At 64.9% G+C, this 14927-nt stretch carries 14 protein-coding genes; 10 read left to right on the top strand and 4 right to left on the bottom strand.

The window, feature by feature from the left end; genetic code table 11:
* Nucleotides 1-73 precede the first annotated feature (73 nt).
* The 3 genes from ACQPZ2_RS41005 (at nt 74) to ACQPZ2_RS41015 (ending at nt 2739) form a co-directional block, all read left to right on the top strand.
* A complete protein-coding gene (locus tag ACQPZ2_RS41005) occupies nt 74-460 on the top strand; it encodes a hemophore-related protein (RefSeq protein WP_433523273.1) in 387 nt (128 codons plus the stop codon).
* 178 nt (nt 461-638) lie between these two features.
* Nucleotides 639-1355, top strand: a complete 717-nt coding sequence (locus tag ACQPZ2_RS41010; RefSeq protein ID WP_433523274.1) for a response regulator transcription factor — start codon at nt 639-641, stop codon at nt 1353-1355.
* Nucleotides 1356-1362: 7 nt separating this feature from the next.
* Nucleotides 1363-2739: a sensor histidine kinase gene (locus tag ACQPZ2_RS41015; RefSeq protein ID WP_433523275.1), complete on the top strand. Its 1377-nt coding sequence runs from the start codon at nt 1363-1365 to the stop codon at nt 2737-2739.
* Here the strand turns inward: ACQPZ2_RS41015 and ACQPZ2_RS41020 are convergent.
* A complete protein-coding gene (locus ACQPZ2_RS41020; RefSeq protein WP_433523276.1) occupies nt 2732-3370 on the bottom strand; it encodes a DJ-1/PfpI family protein in 639 nt (212 codons plus the stop codon). The two genes, ACQPZ2_RS41015 and ACQPZ2_RS41020, sit on opposite strands and share 8 nt — an antisense overlap.
* A gap of 85 nt (nt 3371-3455) precedes the next feature.
* Between ACQPZ2_RS41020 and ACQPZ2_RS41025 the strand changes: the two genes are divergently transcribed.
* The gene (locus ACQPZ2_RS41025; RefSeq protein ID WP_433523277.1) at nt 3456-4793 is read left to right on the top strand and encodes a PLP-dependent aminotransferase family protein; all 1338 of its coding nucleotides are present in this window, start codon (nt 3456-3458) and stop codon (nt 4791-4793) included.
* An 85-nt stretch (nt 4794-4878) separates the two neighbouring features.
* Here ACQPZ2_RS41025 and ACQPZ2_RS41030 read toward each other — a convergent pair whose 3' ends face one another.
* Nucleotides 4879-5709 carry an LppX_LprAFG lipoprotein gene (locus ACQPZ2_RS41030; protein ID WP_433523278.1) on the bottom strand — a complete coding sequence of 277 codons (831 nt, stop codon included), beginning with the start codon at nt 5707-5709 and terminating at the stop codon, nt 4879-4881.
* Nucleotides 5710-6135: 426 nt separating this feature from the next.
* On the opposite strand from ACQPZ2_RS41030, the gene ACQPZ2_RS41035 reads away from it, so the two are divergent.
* The 6 genes from ACQPZ2_RS41035 (at nt 6136) to ACQPZ2_RS41060 (ending at nt 13097) form a co-directional block, all read left to right on the top strand.
* A complete protein-coding gene (locus tag ACQPZ2_RS41035; protein WP_433523279.1) occupies nt 6136-7608 on the top strand; it encodes a cytochrome b5 domain-containing protein in 1473 nt (490 codons plus the stop codon).
* A gap of 88 nt (nt 7609-7696) precedes the next feature.
* Nucleotides 7697-8878, top strand: coding sequence for a type III polyketide synthase (locus ACQPZ2_RS41040; protein WP_433527658.1), 1182 nt, complete (start codon nt 7697-7699; stop codon nt 8876-8878).
* A gap of 48 nt (nt 8879-8926) precedes the next feature.
* Nucleotides 8927-10759 (top strand): ATP-binding cassette domain-containing protein, encoded by a 1833-nt coding sequence (locus ACQPZ2_RS41045; protein ID WP_433523280.1) that lies wholly within the window; start codon nt 8927-8929, stop codon nt 10757-10759.
* 63 nt (nt 10760-10822) lie between these two features.
* Nucleotides 10823-11995 carry a hypothetical protein gene (locus ACQPZ2_RS41050; RefSeq protein WP_433523281.1) on the top strand — a complete coding sequence of 391 codons (1173 nt, stop codon included), beginning with the start codon at nt 10823-10825 and terminating at the stop codon, nt 11993-11995.
* Between the two features lie 56 nt (nt 11996-12051).
* Nucleotides 12052-12765: a hypothetical protein gene (locus tag ACQPZ2_RS41055; RefSeq protein ID WP_433523282.1), complete on the top strand. Its 714-nt coding sequence runs from the start codon at nt 12052-12054 to the stop codon at nt 12763-12765.
* A complete protein-coding gene (locus ACQPZ2_RS41060) occupies nt 12762-13097 on the top strand; it encodes a transcriptional regulator (RefSeq protein WP_433523283.1) in 336 nt (111 codons plus the stop codon). Before ACQPZ2_RS41055 ends, ACQPZ2_RS41060 begins: the two co-directional genes overlap by 4 nt.
* Nucleotides 13098-13150: 53 nt before the next feature.
* Here the strand turns inward: ACQPZ2_RS41060 and ACQPZ2_RS41065 are convergent, their stop codons facing one another.
* Nucleotides 13151-13510 (bottom strand): FKBP-type peptidyl-prolyl cis-trans isomerase, encoded by a 360-nt coding sequence (locus ACQPZ2_RS41065; protein ID WP_063047562.1) that lies wholly within the window; start codon nt 13508-13510, stop codon nt 13151-13153.
* 42 nt (nt 13511-13552) lie between these two features.
* Nucleotides 13553-14857 carry a citrate synthase gene (locus ACQPZ2_RS41070; protein WP_084509660.1) on the bottom strand — a complete coding sequence of 435 codons (1305 nt, stop codon included), beginning with the start codon at nt 14855-14857 and terminating at the stop codon, nt 13553-13555.
* Between the last annotated feature and the right edge of the window lie 70 nt (nt 14858-14927).

Below are 14927 nucleotides of genomic sequence, written 5' to 3' on the forward strand. Positions count from 1 at the left end.
CAATAGCGTCTAGGGCGCTGGATCCACACCACCCTCGAAGCAGCATGACCCCCGAAAATCTGGAGGCATACCCATGAAGCTCTTCCGCAGCCGCCCGGCCGTCGCCGCTCTCGCCGCGGGCGGCATGGCCAGTGTGGCCGTGTTGCTCTCCCCGGCCATCGCGGCCGCGGATCCGATGACACTGGCCGGGCCGCTGCTGACCTCCGACTGCTCCTTCGCCCAGGTCGACGCGGCGCTGCACGCCAAGGCCCCGCAGCTGGCGGCAATGCTCGACTCGAACCCGACCCAGAAGGCCGAACTGCAGCGCAAGTTCGATCAGCCGGTCGAACAGCGTCGCGCCGAACTCCAGGCCGCCATCAACGAGAACCCCGGCGCCGCGCAGGACGCCGAGAACGACCCGCGTGCATCCGGCCTGGCCGAGACCATCCGCACCGTGGCCGAAACCTGCCACAGCTACTGACACCAGCCGACACGCCGAGGTGACTCCCTGGATGCCGACCGGTCGACTGGTCTCGCAAGAACATGGGTAACTCGCCGGGTACGCCCGAAAATGCCGAGGCACCCCACGCGGGACCTGTACGAAAACATAGCGGCACCTGCTGCTATGGCCTGAAGATCCGGGGAGGCGGGGGAGCACAATGAGTGATGTGACTGAGCGGAGCGCGAACCCGACCGTCCTTGTCGTCGACGATGACGAGGACGTGCTCGCGTCGGTCGAGCGGGGCCTGCGCCTGTCCGGCTTCCAGGTGCGGGTCGCCCGCGACGGCGCCGAGGCGCTGCGCAGCGTGACCGAGCAGGCGCCCGACGCGGTGGTGCTCGATATGAATATGCCGGTGCTCGACGGTGCGGGCGTGGTGACGGCACTTCGGGCCCTGGGCAATGAAGTCCCCATCTGTGTGCTCAGCGCCCGCGCCTCCGTCGACGACCGGATCTCCGGACTGGAGTCCGGCGCCGACGATTATCTGACCAAACCGTTCGTGCTCGCCGAATTGGTGGCGCGGATCAAGGCGCTGCTGCGCCGCCGCTCGGACGTTCCGGCCCCGGCCACGCCGGGCGCGATCACGGTCGGCCCGCTGGAGGTCGATGTCGCCGGATACCGCGCATTGCTGAACGGGCGCGAAATCGAGCTCACCAAGCGCGAATTCGAGCTGCTGTCCACCCTGGCCCGCAATGCGGGCGTGGTGCTGAGCCGCGAGCGGCTACTGGAATTGGTGTGGGGCTACGACTTCGCCGCCGATACCAATGTGGTCGATGTCTTCGTCGGATACCTGCGGCGCAAGCTGGAGGTCGAGGGCACGCCACGGCTGCTGCACACGGTCCGCGGCGTCGGATTCGTACTGCGAGCGTCCAAGTGAGTTGGCGATGACGCCGCAGCTCCCGGCTCCCCGGAAACGGCGGCAACGCGCGTTCTCCCTGCGCACCCGGGTGGCCGGTGCGGCCGCGGTCGGCGCGATCATCATCGTCACGATCATCGGCGTGATCTCCTCACGGGCCATCGAGCGCAACAACCTGGCCCAGACCGACCAGCAATTGGCGATCGCGTCGCGATTGGTGCTCATCGACTCGGTCTTGGCCGTCGGCGTGCTCGGACTGGTCGGTCCGAACTACGACATGGCGGTGACGGTCCGCGACAACAACACGATCGTGGCGAGCACACCCATCCGCCTGCCCGAACAGCCGATCGGATCGCATACCGTCACCGTGAACGGCACCCCGTTCCGCGTGCTGACCACCACCGAAAACCAACCGGCGGGACGCGTTGTCTCCCTTGGCATTCCGTCTACCGCGGCGGCACGCACAACCGCCGAGCAACAGCGCTGGGTACTCGCCGGGGCCGGACTGGCGATCGCCACCGCCGCCGCACTCGGCTGGCTGCTCGCGGGCCGCGCAGTGCGCCCGATCGTCGATCTCACCCGTCAGGTCGGCGCACGCAGCGGCTACCGCGACCCGGACAATCCACAGCCGCCGGTCGACGGCTCCGGAGTGCGAGAGGCGGAAAAACTCGCCGAGGCGGTGAATACCCTGCTGCAACGGGTCGATCAGGCACAGACCGAAACCGCCGCCGCACTCGAGACCGCACGCGATTTCGCCGCCGTCTCCGCCCACGAACTGCGCACCCCGCTCACCGCCATGCGCACCGATCTCGAGGTGCTGCGCACCCTCGACCTGGACGAGGCCCAACGCGCCGAAATCCTCGGCGACGTGCAACGCAGCCAGGGCCGCGTCGAAACCACCTTGGCCGCACTGGAACGCCTCGCTTCGGGCGACCTCACCCACGAACGCGATCACGTAGACACCGACGTCGGCGACCTGTGCGACCAGGCCGCCCACGACGCAATGCGGCACTTCCCCGGCGTGACCGTCCGCATCGATACCGACGCCGAACTGATCACCCGCGGCCTGCCCGCCGGACTGCGCCTCGCGGTCGACAACGCTTTGACCAACTCCGTCAAACACGGCCGCGCCACCGAGGCCGTGGTCTCTGCTCACCGAATCCCCAACGGACACATACTGATAACCGTCGACGACAACGGCCGCGGCATCCCCGTCGAAGAACGCACCGCCGTCTTCGAACGCTTCTTCCGCGGCAGCGAAGCCAGCAAAGGCGGCTCAGGACTAGGCCTCGCCCTGGTCGCTCAACAGGCCCAATTACACGGTGGCCGAGCCTATTTCGATGACAGCCCGCTCGGTGGTGTGCGGCTCGTACTCGACCTTCCGGAGCGCCGGACTATCACCTGAAAGACCGCCCGTCCGACGCGGTAGCCGGTTCCTCGTACAGGTATGGGCCGATATTGCGCATCGCGCGGGCCACATAGTCATCCTTCTCGCCGACCGGAGCGACGTAGTGCAGAGCGCTTTCGGCCGCTTCGATACTTTCCAGGCGGGCGATCATCCAGGCCGCGAGGTAGTGCGATGCGAGGCAGCCGCCCGCGGTGGCGAGATTGCCCTTGGCGAAGAAGGGCTGCTCGAGCACATCGACCCCGGCTGCCTGGACCCACGGTTTGGTCGTCAGATCGGTGCAGGCGGGAACACCGTCGAGCAGTCCGAGCTTGGCCAAAACCAATGTCCCGGAACATTGTCCGGCCAGCAGTTGTCGCGACGGGTCGAGTCGCAACCGCGCCATCAGCTCCCGGTCGGCGACGACTTCGCGGGTCTGCGCACCGCTACCGACAATGACCGCGTCCGCGCTACCGGCTTCTTCCAGCGTCGCCATCGACTCGATGACCACACCGTTCATCGAACGGACTCGGCCCGTAGGACTGGCGATCGATACTCGCCAGTCGGTCTTCCGGACCCGGTTGAGAACGCCGAGCGCGATGAGGGAATCGAGTTCGTTGTAGCCCTCGAAGGTGAGGATGGCGATGTGCATAACGGTTGCCTTTCCCGGTCGTTACCAGGCACCGTATGACCGGGAACCAATACAATCAACAAATTGTCATGCATACAATCCGAGCGTGGCCGTCTCTAGATATAAAGGCGTCGTGGACGCGTTGGCGTCCGACATCCGAGCGGGGCGGTTGCCCTCGGGGACTCGGCTGCCGACCCATCGCCAACTCGCGGCCAGCGAGGGGCTGGCATTGGTGACCGCGTCGCGGGTCTATGCCGAACTCGAAGCCATGGGTCTGGTGAGCGGAGAACCCGGCCGGGGCACCTTTGTTCGCGAGATCGCGCTGCCGCCCAGCCACGGCATCGACCTGCAGGCGGCCGCGGCGGACGTGGTGGATCTCAACTTCAACTACCCGGCACTACCTGGTCAGGCCGACTTGCTGCGGCAGGCATTGCGTCAACTGGCATCCCGGGGTGACCTGGAGTCCCTGTTGCGCTACCAGCCACACGGCGGTCGACCTGATGAGCGGGCCGCGGTCGCCCGCCATCTGCGGCGTAGTGGTTTGCCGGTCGGCGCGGATCAGGTGCTGATCGTCAGCGGCGCTCAGCACGGGTTGGCCGCCACCGCCATGGCGACGCTGCGGCCGGGAGACGTCGTAGCGGCCGATGCCCTGACCTATCCGGGTTTCAAGGCGCTCGCCCATGCGCTGCACCTGGAATTGGCACCACTTCCCGCAGCGGGTGACGCCCCGGATCTCGATGCCCTCGAACAGCTCTGCGCGACGCGGCGGGTGCGCGCCGTGTACACGATGCCGACACTGCACAACCCGTTGGGCTGGGTCACCGGGCAGCACCACCGTGAGCAGTTGGTCGAAATCGCGCGCCGATACGAACTGCTCATCATCGAGGACGCCGCATACGCCTTCCTGGCCGAGCAGCCGCCACAACCACTATCGGCGCTCGCACCGGAACGGACCGTCTATGCCTCCGGGCTCTCCAAGAACGTTGCGACCGGTCTGCGCTTCGGATTCGTTGCTGCCCCGACCACATTGGTGCCCACCATCGAGCGCGCGATCCGCACCACCACCTGGAACACCCCCGCGGTGATGACAGCGATCGCGTGCCGGTGGCTCGACGACGGCACCGTCACCAGGCTGGAAGCGCAGAAGCGCGATGATGCGAGGATCAGGCAGTCGATCGCCCGTGCGGTGCTGGCGGGGCTCCCGCTGGTCAGCCATCCGTCGTCGTACTTCCTCTGGCTCCCCCTGCCCGAGGAGGTGCGGGCCGACCAGATAGCGGCCGCGCTCATGCGCGAACAGGTGCTGGTGTCCACCGCGGAACCGTTCGCCACGTCCACGCATGTGCCACACGCGCTCCGGTTGGCTCTCGGCTCGACAAATCCGGATGCCCTGCGCGAAGCGCTGCACAAGGTGAAACGGGTCGTCGACGCATACACCTACCGCTGATGAAACGCGAAAACCGGTCCGGGAGTGCGGATGACGGCTGCTGCCACCGTCACGCGCTCCAGGACCGGTTCGCGGTATCTGTGTCCTACTTCGGCGGTGCGGTGACCTTGACCGGCTTACCCCACGCCGACAGCGTCACCTTGATGGTGCCCGGATCCCGTTTGACCACAGCCTGAACCAGGTTCGGGCCGTTGCCGGGGGAGGCTGCGGTGGACGGCAGGGCCGATGCCGAACCCGACGGCGGTGCGACATCCGCGATCCACAGGGTGATCGGGAACGTGCCTGCCGGGTCACCCGACTTGGGCACGATGGGGTCGATGACCGTGGAGTCGATGGTTCCGGTCACCTTCACGGTGTCGGTGCCGTCGACCTTCTCCCGGCCCTCCACCTTCGGGTTCTTCACCTGGGCGATGAGGTTGGCCAGACCCTTGTCTTTGTCGAGGATGACGCCCGGGTCGTAGATCTGTTCCGCCGGACCGATTTTTGCGTAAGCGGAGGAGCTACCGGTCTGCGCGTACATCTCCTTGTCGACGACCAGGAACTTGGCCTGGATGAAGTCGGCCTCGGGCTTGGTACGGACCTTCGCCTCGCCGATCGCCTGACCGGCGCCCTGCGGCTGGTTGGTCACATCGGCCGAGACGCTCTCGACCGGAAGGGTGGTGAGGTTGTCCACCTTCAGATTCAGGTGCACGGCCTGCAGGGTCTGGGTGGTCCTGGCGGACTCCTGCACGATCTGCGCGGCCTCGGGCAGCTGACCCGAGGGCGGCGCGGACGAGGTTGTCTTGGAGTCGGAGCTGGAGTCGCAGCCTGTCACCAGTGCAGCGAACATCGACGCCGCGACCACGGCGGGCACGAGACCCGGTCGGCGAAGACGGATTCGGTGCGAGGTGCGTGCTCGCGCTGTCAGATCACTCAATGTTCTGCCCCCAGAAGAGTGCGAGGTCGGGTACGACCCGGGTGGTTGACGAGGACAGCTGGTGCTGCCGCCCGGTGTAGTGCAGCATTTCGCCCGACAGATTAGCCTGTCGCGCAGGATAACTCGACCCTATTCCCAATCAAGGGGTGAGCCGCGCATGCTGCGGGTGCCGACGTTACCCTTGGTTCGGTCTTCTCGCAGAGATCGGGGGGAATCCGACGCGAAAGTTACCGGGTTAAGGGATTGTTTAGTGAGATGTAAGGCGCTGCAAGCACGATGCTGTCACGAAGGCTCAGGCAGTGTGTGTGACTTTGGGGGGACATCCGGTTCGCCGGATGAAGCGCCCCCGCGCCTGTCCGCGATACACGCCATAACCCCGGCGCCGACAACGGCCACCGAACCGCGGATCAGACACGGAGGAATGCGATGACGAACAGCCGACCGGAAGCGGAGGAGCGGGACTTCCGTAGACCGCCCGGCCCGCCTCCTGGTGGTGGCCCGCAACTCTCGAATGTGTGGGTTTACAACGGAAAAGCCTACGATCTGAGCGACTGGATCTCCAAACATCCCGGCGGCGAGTTCTTCATCGGGCGAACGAAAAATCGCGATATCACCTCCATCATCGGGTCCTACCACCGCGATCCCGAGCGAATCGGACGAATGCTGGAGAGATATGCGTTGGGGCGCAACGCATTACCCGAGGACATCCATCCGAAGGCCAACGCACCCGACTTCCTCTTCAAAGAGGGTTTCGACAGTTGGCAGGACACTCCGAAGTACCGATTCGACAATAAAGACGATCTGCTGCACAAGGTCAAGGCGCGGCTGAAAGAGCCGGAGCTGGCCGCGCGATTGCGGCGCATGGACACGATCTTCAACATCGTGGTCGCCGTGCTGGCCGTCGCATACTTCGCGGTGCAGGGTCTGCGCCTGTTCGAGCGCAGCTGGATGCCGCTGCCCGTCTTCGTCATCCTGATGGTGCTGCTGCGCAGCTCGCTGGCCGGATTCGGCCACTATGCCATCCATCGCGCGCAAAAGGGCCTCAACAAGATCTATACGAACACCTTCGATTTCAATTACGTCGCACTGGCTTTCGTCACCGCAGACGGACATGCGCTGCTGCATCACCCGCACACCCAGAGTGAAGTCGATATCAAGAAGAACGTCTTCACCATGATGATGCGGGTGCCACGGTTGTATCGGGTGCCGATTCACACCCTCCACAAATTCGGGCACACGGTGACCGGCATGACCATTCGACTCCTCGATGTCTGCCGCCTCACCCGCAAAGTCGGCATCAAAGATATGTACGGAACCTGGGGTGGTGCGCTGCCGCACTTCATCGGTTCGTTCGGGGTGCGCGCGCTATTGCTCGGCGAGTTGGTGGTATTCACGCTGGCGGGCGACTTCTGGGCCTGGGCACTGCAATTCGTGGTGACGCTGTGGATCAGTACCTTCCTGGTCGTCGCGAGCCACGATTTCGAGGTGGAGGCCGAGGAACTCCCGGCCGCCGATACCGAGGACTGGGCCGTCAATCAGGTGGAGCAGGCCTACGACCTGAAGGTGATCGGAAATCGTTATATCGACTGCTTTCTCGCGGCCGGTCTGAGTTCGCATCGCGTCCATCACGTACTGCCGTTCCAGCGCAGCGGTTTCGCCAATATCGCCACCGAGGACGTATTGCGCGAGGAGTCGGCGAAATTCGGCATCGAGTGGCTGCCGGCGAAGAGTTTCTTCACCGACCGTTTCCCGAAACTCTGCCGCACCTATCTCTTGTCGCCCTCACGTGAAGCCGAGGAACGGAATTGGGGCTTCATCCGCGAGCACTGCTCGCCCGGGGCGCTGAAAACCTGTGCGGTCTATACGGTCCAGGGATTCACCGGAATCGGCACGGTCTGAGCCGATTCCGGAGGTCGACCGATCGAACCGCTGGTCAACAGTGGTGCCGATCACCATTTTTCACAAGAACGGGGAGAATTTCGTGTCAATCACTATCGATGAGGGAACGTCGGCGGCTCGTCAGGGGGACGAGCACGGCCACGGCCTCGTGCAGCACGGGCTGCCACCCGCGCCGCCGACCACGGTCGGGGTGATCGAGAGCATCGCGACCGGTGCGCCGAGTCAGCTCGTCGACCAGGCCGGCGCCGCCGATCGGGTGGCCGAGCTGTTCACCGATCCGCAACAGCGGGCGCGGATTTCGCGGATCTACCAGAAGACGAAGATCGACAGCCGCCGACTCGTCGTCGATCCGCTCGATCCCGAATTCCTGCAGTTCGGCCGGGAGCGCGGCACGATCCGGGACCGGATGAATCTGTTCTACCGCCACGCGGTGCCGCTGGCCGTCGATGTCGCTGGTCGTGCCCTCGCCGATATCGAGGACGCGGCGGCGGAAATCGGTTTGCTGGTCTTCGTGACCAGCACCGGTTTCATCGCGCCCGGCGTGGACGTCGCGGTGGTGAAGCAGCTCGGTCTTTCGCCGTCGGTCGGGCGGGTCGTGGTGAACTTCATGGGCTGCGCGGCCGCGATGAACGGTATTCGGACGGCCGTGGATTATGTTCGGGCGCATCCGGATAAGAAGGCGATGGTCGTCTGCATCGAGCTGAGCTCGGTGAACGCCGTCTTCGACGACAACATCAACGATGTGATCATCCACAGCCTGTTCGGCGACGGCTGCGGAGCGGTGGTCATCGGTGCCGGTCAGGTCCAGCAGCCGCTGGCGCCGGGCCGGGTGGTGATCCGGGACAGCTTCAGCCAGCTCTTCGACGGTGCCGAGGACGGCATCGTGCTCGGCGTCAACCAGAACGGCATCACCTGCGAGCTGTCGGAGAATCTCCCCCAATACATCTACACCGGAGTCGATCCCGTGATCACCGAGGTCTTGGGCCGCAATGGATTGCGGAAATCCGATGTCGATCTGTGGGCGATCCATCCGGGTGGGCCGAAGATCATCGAGGAGTCCGTGCATTCGCTCGGTATCGCGCCGGAGCGGGCGGCGCTGAGCTGGGATGTCTTGGCCAGGTTCGGCAATATGCTGAGCGTGTCGCTGATTTTCGTGCTGGAACAAATGATTCGGCAGGAAGCGGCGAAGCCGATCTCGACCGGAGTGGCGTTTTCCTTCGCGCCTGGGGTCACCCTCGAAGGCATGATCTTCGACATCATTCGCCGGTAGTAAGCACCGGTCTCAGCCAAAATCGCCCGTTGAGGGAGCGCAGCAACCATGCAACTCATCCGATTCCTCATCTCGATCTCCTGGATGCGGATCGCGGCCGTCATTGCCGCAGGCCTCATCTGCGGTGCGGCCAATACCTATCTGGTGACTCTCATCAGGGGTGTGGTGTCGCCGGAACCGCATCCACACGTGAATATCCAGAGCTTCGTCCTCACCGGGCTCGTCATTCTGGTCAGTGGTGTGGTGTCGCAGGTGCTACTGATTCGCCTTGCCCAAGAGGCGATTTACCGGCTGCGCGCGGATCTGAGCTCCGGGATCGTCTCGGCGCCGCTCGAGCATCTGGAACGGCTCGGCATGCACCGTCTGATGGCGACGCTGACCGAGGATGTGCGTTCGCTGTCGCAAGCGGTGACCGCCATTCCGAGCATCTGCATCGATGTGGCCACCATCGTCGGCTGCTTCGTCTTCCTGCTCGTGGTGTCGGGTCCGCTGTTCGCGGTGACCGTGGTGGGCACACTGCTCGGGATCGCCTGTGTCGAGCTGATTCTCGAGCGGGTGCGCAAGATCTATCGCGAGGCGCGGGAGAACGAGGACGCACTGTTGCGGTCGTACCAGGCAGTGACGCTGGGCATCAAAGAGTTGAAGCTGCATCGTGGGCGCCGCCGCGACTTCATGGAGCGGCATCTGCTCGGTTCCGCCGCGACGCTGCGTGCGCAGAATGTCGACGCCGGATCCAAATTCTCGGTGGCACAGGGCTTCGGGCAGGCGCTGCAACTCGGCACCATGGCGTTGATCCTGTTCGTGCTGGTCGCACCGCTCGACCTGTCGCGTGATGTGATGGTCGGGTATGTCCTGGTGACGACGTTCCTGGCGATGCCGATGCAGAACTTCATGCACCGCATCCCGGATCTGCTGCGCGGTGATGTGGCGCTGGCGAAGATCCGCGCGATGAATCTGTCCATGGAGACCATGCACGACGAGGAGCGGTTGCCGTTCACGGACCGTCCCGCCGTCGATTCGGCGCGGCTGGAGCTGACGAATGTCACCTACAGCTACCGGATGGAGCCGCCACCGCCGTTCCCGCCGGGTCCTGGCGGGCCGCCGCCTGGGCCGCGAGGCGGCGCGCATCCCCCGGGTCGGGGTCCGCGTCCCGGTGGGCCGCGACCGGATGTCAACGGTCGTCGGATCGTCGACCACAGCGGACACGACAACCGGCCGATGCCGCTCGGCCCGCCACCCGAGAAGAGCAACGACGAATCCGGATTCCGGCTCGGCCCGCTCGATCTGGTCTTCGAACCCGGGCAGATCACCTTCATCGTCGGCGGCAACGGCAGCGGCAAATCCACGCTGGCGAAGCTGATCACGGGACTGTACGTGCCGCAGACCGGCGCGCTGTCGCTCAATGGCGAGCCGATCGACCACGAGAATATCGAGTGGTACCGGCAGAACTCCTCGGCGATCTTCACCGACTTCCATCTGTTCGAGGAGTACCTGGGCTTCGATCGGCCCGGACTCGACGGTGAGGTGCACCGCTACCTCGAGGAGTTGCAGATCGCGCACAAGGTGACGGTGCAGGACGGACGGCTGTCGACCATCGATCTGTCGCAGGGGCAACGCAAACGGCTCGCGCTGTTGACCGCGCTGCTCGAGGACAGGCAGATCTATGTCTTCGACGAATGGGCCGCCGACCAGGAACCCAAATTCCGCGACGTCTTCTATCAGGAGATCCTCACCGAGCTCAAACAGCGCGGGAAGACCGTCATCGTGATCACCCACGACGATCGCTATTTCCACCACGCTGACCAGCTGGTCAAGCTCGATTTCGGCCGGGTGGTCGAGGCGACGCGGACCGAGGAGCCCACCGGCGCCGAACTCTCCTGATCATCTGCGGCCCTTACGGAATTCTCAGAGTTCGGCCAATTCGGAGTTCTAGGGTCGGCAGACGTGGCTGGAAATCGCGCCCGCTGGGCCCTGCTCGCCGTTGCCGTTGTCATCGCTGGGGCGCTCGGTGGCGCAGTCACCGCTTGCTCGAGATCATCCGGTTCACCCGGCGGTATCGCATTGGTGAATGCCGATACCGGGCCGACGGGTGCGCGCATCGCGCAGGGACTGCAGCAGGACGGCGGAGGTTACGAGTGGACCGTCGGCAAGCCGGGTGAACTCGACGCGGATGACTACGCGGCCGTGATCACCCTGCCCGCCGATCTCACCGAATCCATGGGCACGCTGGCGAGCGCGCAGCCGAAACGGGCCAAGGTCACGGTGGATACGCATAAGGGCGCGGACGCGGATGTGGTGAACGGCGCGGTGAATACGGTGACACACCGGATCGGCGCATCCGGTGTCGATGCCGCCCTGGCCGCCGTCGCGCAGGCGCGCACCCAGATGACCTCGGTGCAGTTCACCACCCAACTGCTCAATGCTGGGGTGAATGCCGCGGCCGCTGGTGCCGATCAGTTCAGCTCGGGCGCGGATCAGCTGCTCGGCTTCCTGACCTACGCCAAAGCGGGTTCGGCACAGCTGACTTCGGCCATCGCACTGCTGAACTCGACCGTCTCCGGCGCGGCCGCGCAGGCGAATCAACTTGCCTCGGCACTGGATTCGACCGGCATCACGATCGGACAGGTACAGCAGACCGCTGATACGGTGAGCGGCGGTCTGGATCAGATCCTGCCGCTGATGCGTGCGCTGCCGTTCGCGGGTGATCCCCAGGTCGCCGACATCATCGCGAAACTCGAAGGGTTGCGAAATGTTTCCGGCCAGGCCGGATCCCAGCTGACCGATCTCGGCGATCTGGTCGGCAGCGCGGTCGATCCGAGCACCGACCTGGGCACGCTCCTGCGCACAGTTGTGGACCGATTGACCGGCGCCAGTGCGCAATTGGCCGAGGGCGCGAAACTCGCCGAAGGCCTGCCGCAACTGGCGGACCAGGGTGGCGCTCAATTAGTGAGCGCAATAAGCCAACTCACCGGCGGTGTCACCCAACTCCAGCAGATCGTGACCAACCTCAGCGCCCAAACCGACAAGGCCGTCGCAGCACTACCCCAGCGCAGCAGTACCCAGCAATCCGCACTGGCGCTTGCGTTGACAGACCCGGTCGAGGTGGTCCGCAACTGATCAGGCCATGGATAATGCGTGTTGCCAAGACTTGCTTGTGATGCAAGCATACTTCCATGACAGACCATGCGGCTGATTCCGTAGACACCGCCCGACAGGCGCTCTCGGCCACCCGACAACTCACCCGCCGTGTGCGCCTCGCGCAGCGCAGTACCTGGTTCCCGCTCGTGCTGCTCGGTCTGGTGGTGCTCGCGTCGGCGCCCTTCTACCGATTGGGACGACACGTCGTCACATGCGATCCGGCGTTGGGCGCCCGCGGCGGCGTGGAGATCATTCACCGGGGTACCTGCGTCCAAGTCGTCGGCTGGCCCGTCGGGGTTTACTGGATCGTCGCCTTTGTCCTGGCCTACGCGGCGATCGCGGTCGTGTACGTGTACCGGGCCCGCAGCCGCGGGGTCGGCGCCCGCATCCTGCCGTACGTAGGCTCGGGGATCGCGGCGGGGCTGGTGTTCGGCATCGCATCGGCATGGGCCCAGCAACTCGACCTGCAGGGCTACTTTCCGACCGGTCCGGTCGCTGTTGGCATGGTCCCGCTACTCTCCATCGGCCTGGCATTGTTCGTGCTGGCCCGGGTGGAACGCAACTGGCCCCTGCTGGCTTTCGCCATCGGCTATCTGGTCGTCGCGCTCCTGGCGTGCGGAATGGGAAGGCGGAGACTGGGATTGAACCTCGACCCGACGTGGAGCTTCCTGCCCGGCCTGGTCGTCACCGGAGGTGTGCTGCTCCTCGGCGGCATGGGCTTCGCCCTAGCCGAACGGCGTGGGTTATGACCCATCCGACGAACGGACTCGACGACGTCGTGCACCAGCGCGTCCGGCTGGGCATCCTCGCCGTCGCCCACGAGGCCCGGCGCGTGGAGTTCGGCTTTCTGCGGGCCACACTGGATCTGACCACCGGCAACCTCTCCCAGCACCTGACCGTGTTGGAGAAGGCCGGGCTGGTGGAGATCGAGAAAGGCTATGAGGGCAAACGCGGCCGTACGTGGATCCACCTGACCGAAGCCGGGAAGAGAGCCCTGCACGACGAGATCTCCCAGCTGAAGCGAATCATCCGTCAGGTGGAGCAGACCCCTGACGCCGACCCGGCCACCGAGCCAGCGTGAGACAACCGCGGCCCGTGCTCTACGAGAGCACGGGCCGCAGTTGGGTTTTCAGCTCAGCTGGCGTTGAGCAGGTCGATCACGAAGACCAGCGTCTTGCCGGAGAGTTGGTGGCCGGAGCCTGCGGGGCCGTAGGCGAGATGCGGCGGGATGGTCAGTTGGCGGCGGCCGCCGACCTTCATGCCGGGGATGCCGTCCTGCCAGCCCTGGATCAGGCCGCGCAGCGGGAAGCTGATCGATTCGCCACGCTTCCAGGAGGAGTCGAACTCCTCGCCGGACTCGAATTCCACGCCGACATAGTGCACCTCGACGGTGCCGCCGGGCACGGCCTCGGCGCCCTCGCCCTCGACGATGTCCTTGATAACCAGCTCGGTGGGCGCTGGGCCCGCCTGGAACTCGATCTCCGGCTTGGTCATTCGGCTATCCCCTCTGATAGGTGATGGTGGATTCGGTTGAAATTAGCGGCCGTTGATTTCGTGGTAATCGCGGTGTCCGTAACCGGTGTAGATCTGCCGCGGACGGCCGATCTTCAAAGGCTCGCTGTGCATTTCCCGCCAGTGTGCGATCCAGCCCGGCAGTCGGCCCATCGCGAACAGCACGGTGAACATGCGGGTCGGGAAGCCCATGGCCTTGTAGATGACACCGGTGTAGAAGTCGACGTTCGGGTACAGCTGGCGCGAGATGAAGTACTCGTCGGTGAGCGCGGCCTCTTCGAGAGACTTTGCGATATCGAACAATTCGTCGTCGCCGCCGAGCTTGGACAGGATCGCGTCGGCATGCTTCTTGGCGATCGAGGCGCGCGGGTCGTAGTTGCGGTAGACGCGGTGCCCGAAGCCCATGAGCTTCACGCCGTCTTCCTTGTTCTTGACCTTGCGGATGAAGTCCTTGACGTTGCCGCCCTCGGCCTTGATGCCGTCCAGCATCTCCAGCACGGCCTGGTTCGCGCCGCCGTGCAGCGGGCCCCACAGCGCGTTGATGCCACCGGAGACGGAGGTGAACAGGTTGGCGTCGGAGGAGCCGACGAGGCGCACGGTCGAGGTGGAGCAGTTCTGCTCGTGGTCGGCGTGCAGGATCAGCAGCATGTCGAGTGCGGCCGCGATCTCGGGATCGACCTCGTAGGGTTCGGCCGGGAAGCCGAAGGTCATCCGCAGGAAGTTCTCCACCAGGCTCAGCGAGTTGTCCGGGTAGAGGAAGGGCTGGCCGACCGACTTCTTGTACGAGTAGGCCGCGATGGTGGGCAGCTTCGCCAGTAGTCGGATGGTCGACAGCTCGACCTGCTCGGGATCCTTCGGGTCCAGCGAGTCCTGGTAGTACGCCGAAAGCGCGTTCACCGCGGAGGACAGCACCGGCATCGGGTGCGCGTTGCGCGGGAAGCCGTCGAAGAACCGCTTGAGGTCCTCGTGCAGCAGGGTGTGGCGGCGGATCCGGTCGGTGAACTCGTCCAGCTGCGCTTGGGTCGGCAGCTCGCCGTAGATCAGCAGGTAGCTGACCTCGATGAAGTTCGAGGACTCCGCGAGCTGGTCGATCGGGTAGCCGCGGTAGCGCAGGATGCCCGCTTCGCCGTCGATGTAGGTGATCGCCGACTTGGTCGGCGCGGTGTTCATGAATCCGGGGTCGTAGGTCACATACCCGGTGCTGGCCAGCATTTTGCCGAGGTCGACGCCGTCATTGCCTTCTTTGGCTTCGGCGATCGTCATGGCATATTCGCCGCCGGGGTAGCTCAAAATCGGCTTGGCGTCGTTGATGTGGTCTTTTTCGGGCACGGAAGGATCCCTCTCAGGCTAGGACCGTCGGCATCGGGGTGCGGTCGGCACGGCGGTGCACTCACCTAGA

Origin of the sequence: Nocardia pseudovaccinii (genome assembly GCF_050942345.1) — a bacterium.
GTDB lineage: Bacteria > Actinomycetota > Actinomycetes > Mycobacteriales > Mycobacteriaceae > Nocardia > Nocardia pseudovaccinii.

What these genes read in the sequence shown, in the direction of transcription:
- ACQPZ2_RS41015 (WP_433523275.1), top strand. Translation starts at nt 1,363, where the DNA reads ATGACGCCGCAGCTCCCGGCTCCCCGGAAACGGCGGCAACGCGCGTTC.
- ACQPZ2_RS41060 (WP_433523283.1), top strand. Translation starts at nt 12,762, where the DNA reads ATGACCCATCCGACGAACGGACTCGACGACGTCGTGCACCAGCGCGTC.
- ACQPZ2_RS41010 (WP_433523274.1), top strand. Translation starts at nt 639, where the DNA reads ATGAGTGATGTGACTGAGCGGAGCGCGAACCCGACCGTCCTTGTCGTC.
- ACQPZ2_RS41020 (WP_433523276.1), bottom strand. Translation starts at nt 3,370, where the DNA reads ATGCACATCGCCATCCTCACCTTCGAGGGCTACAACGAACTCGATTCC.
- ACQPZ2_RS41045 (WP_433523280.1), top strand. Translation starts at nt 8,927, where the DNA reads ATGCAACTCATCCGATTCCTCATCTCGATCTCCTGGATGCGGATCGCG.
- ACQPZ2_RS41065 (WP_063047562.1), bottom strand. Translation starts at nt 13,510, where the DNA reads ATGACCAAGCCGGAGATCGAGTTCCAGGCGGGCCCAGCGCCCACCGAG.
- ACQPZ2_RS41035 (WP_433523279.1), top strand. Translation starts at nt 6,136, where the DNA reads ATGACGAACAGCCGACCGGAAGCGGAGGAGCGGGACTTCCGTAGACCG.
- ACQPZ2_RS41055 (WP_433523282.1), top strand. Translation starts at nt 12,052, where the DNA reads ATGACAGACCATGCGGCTGATTCCGTAGACACCGCCCGACAGGCGCTC.
- ACQPZ2_RS41005 (WP_433523273.1), top strand. Translation starts at nt 74, where the DNA reads ATGAAGCTCTTCCGCAGCCGCCCGGCCGTCGCCGCTCTCGCCGCGGGC.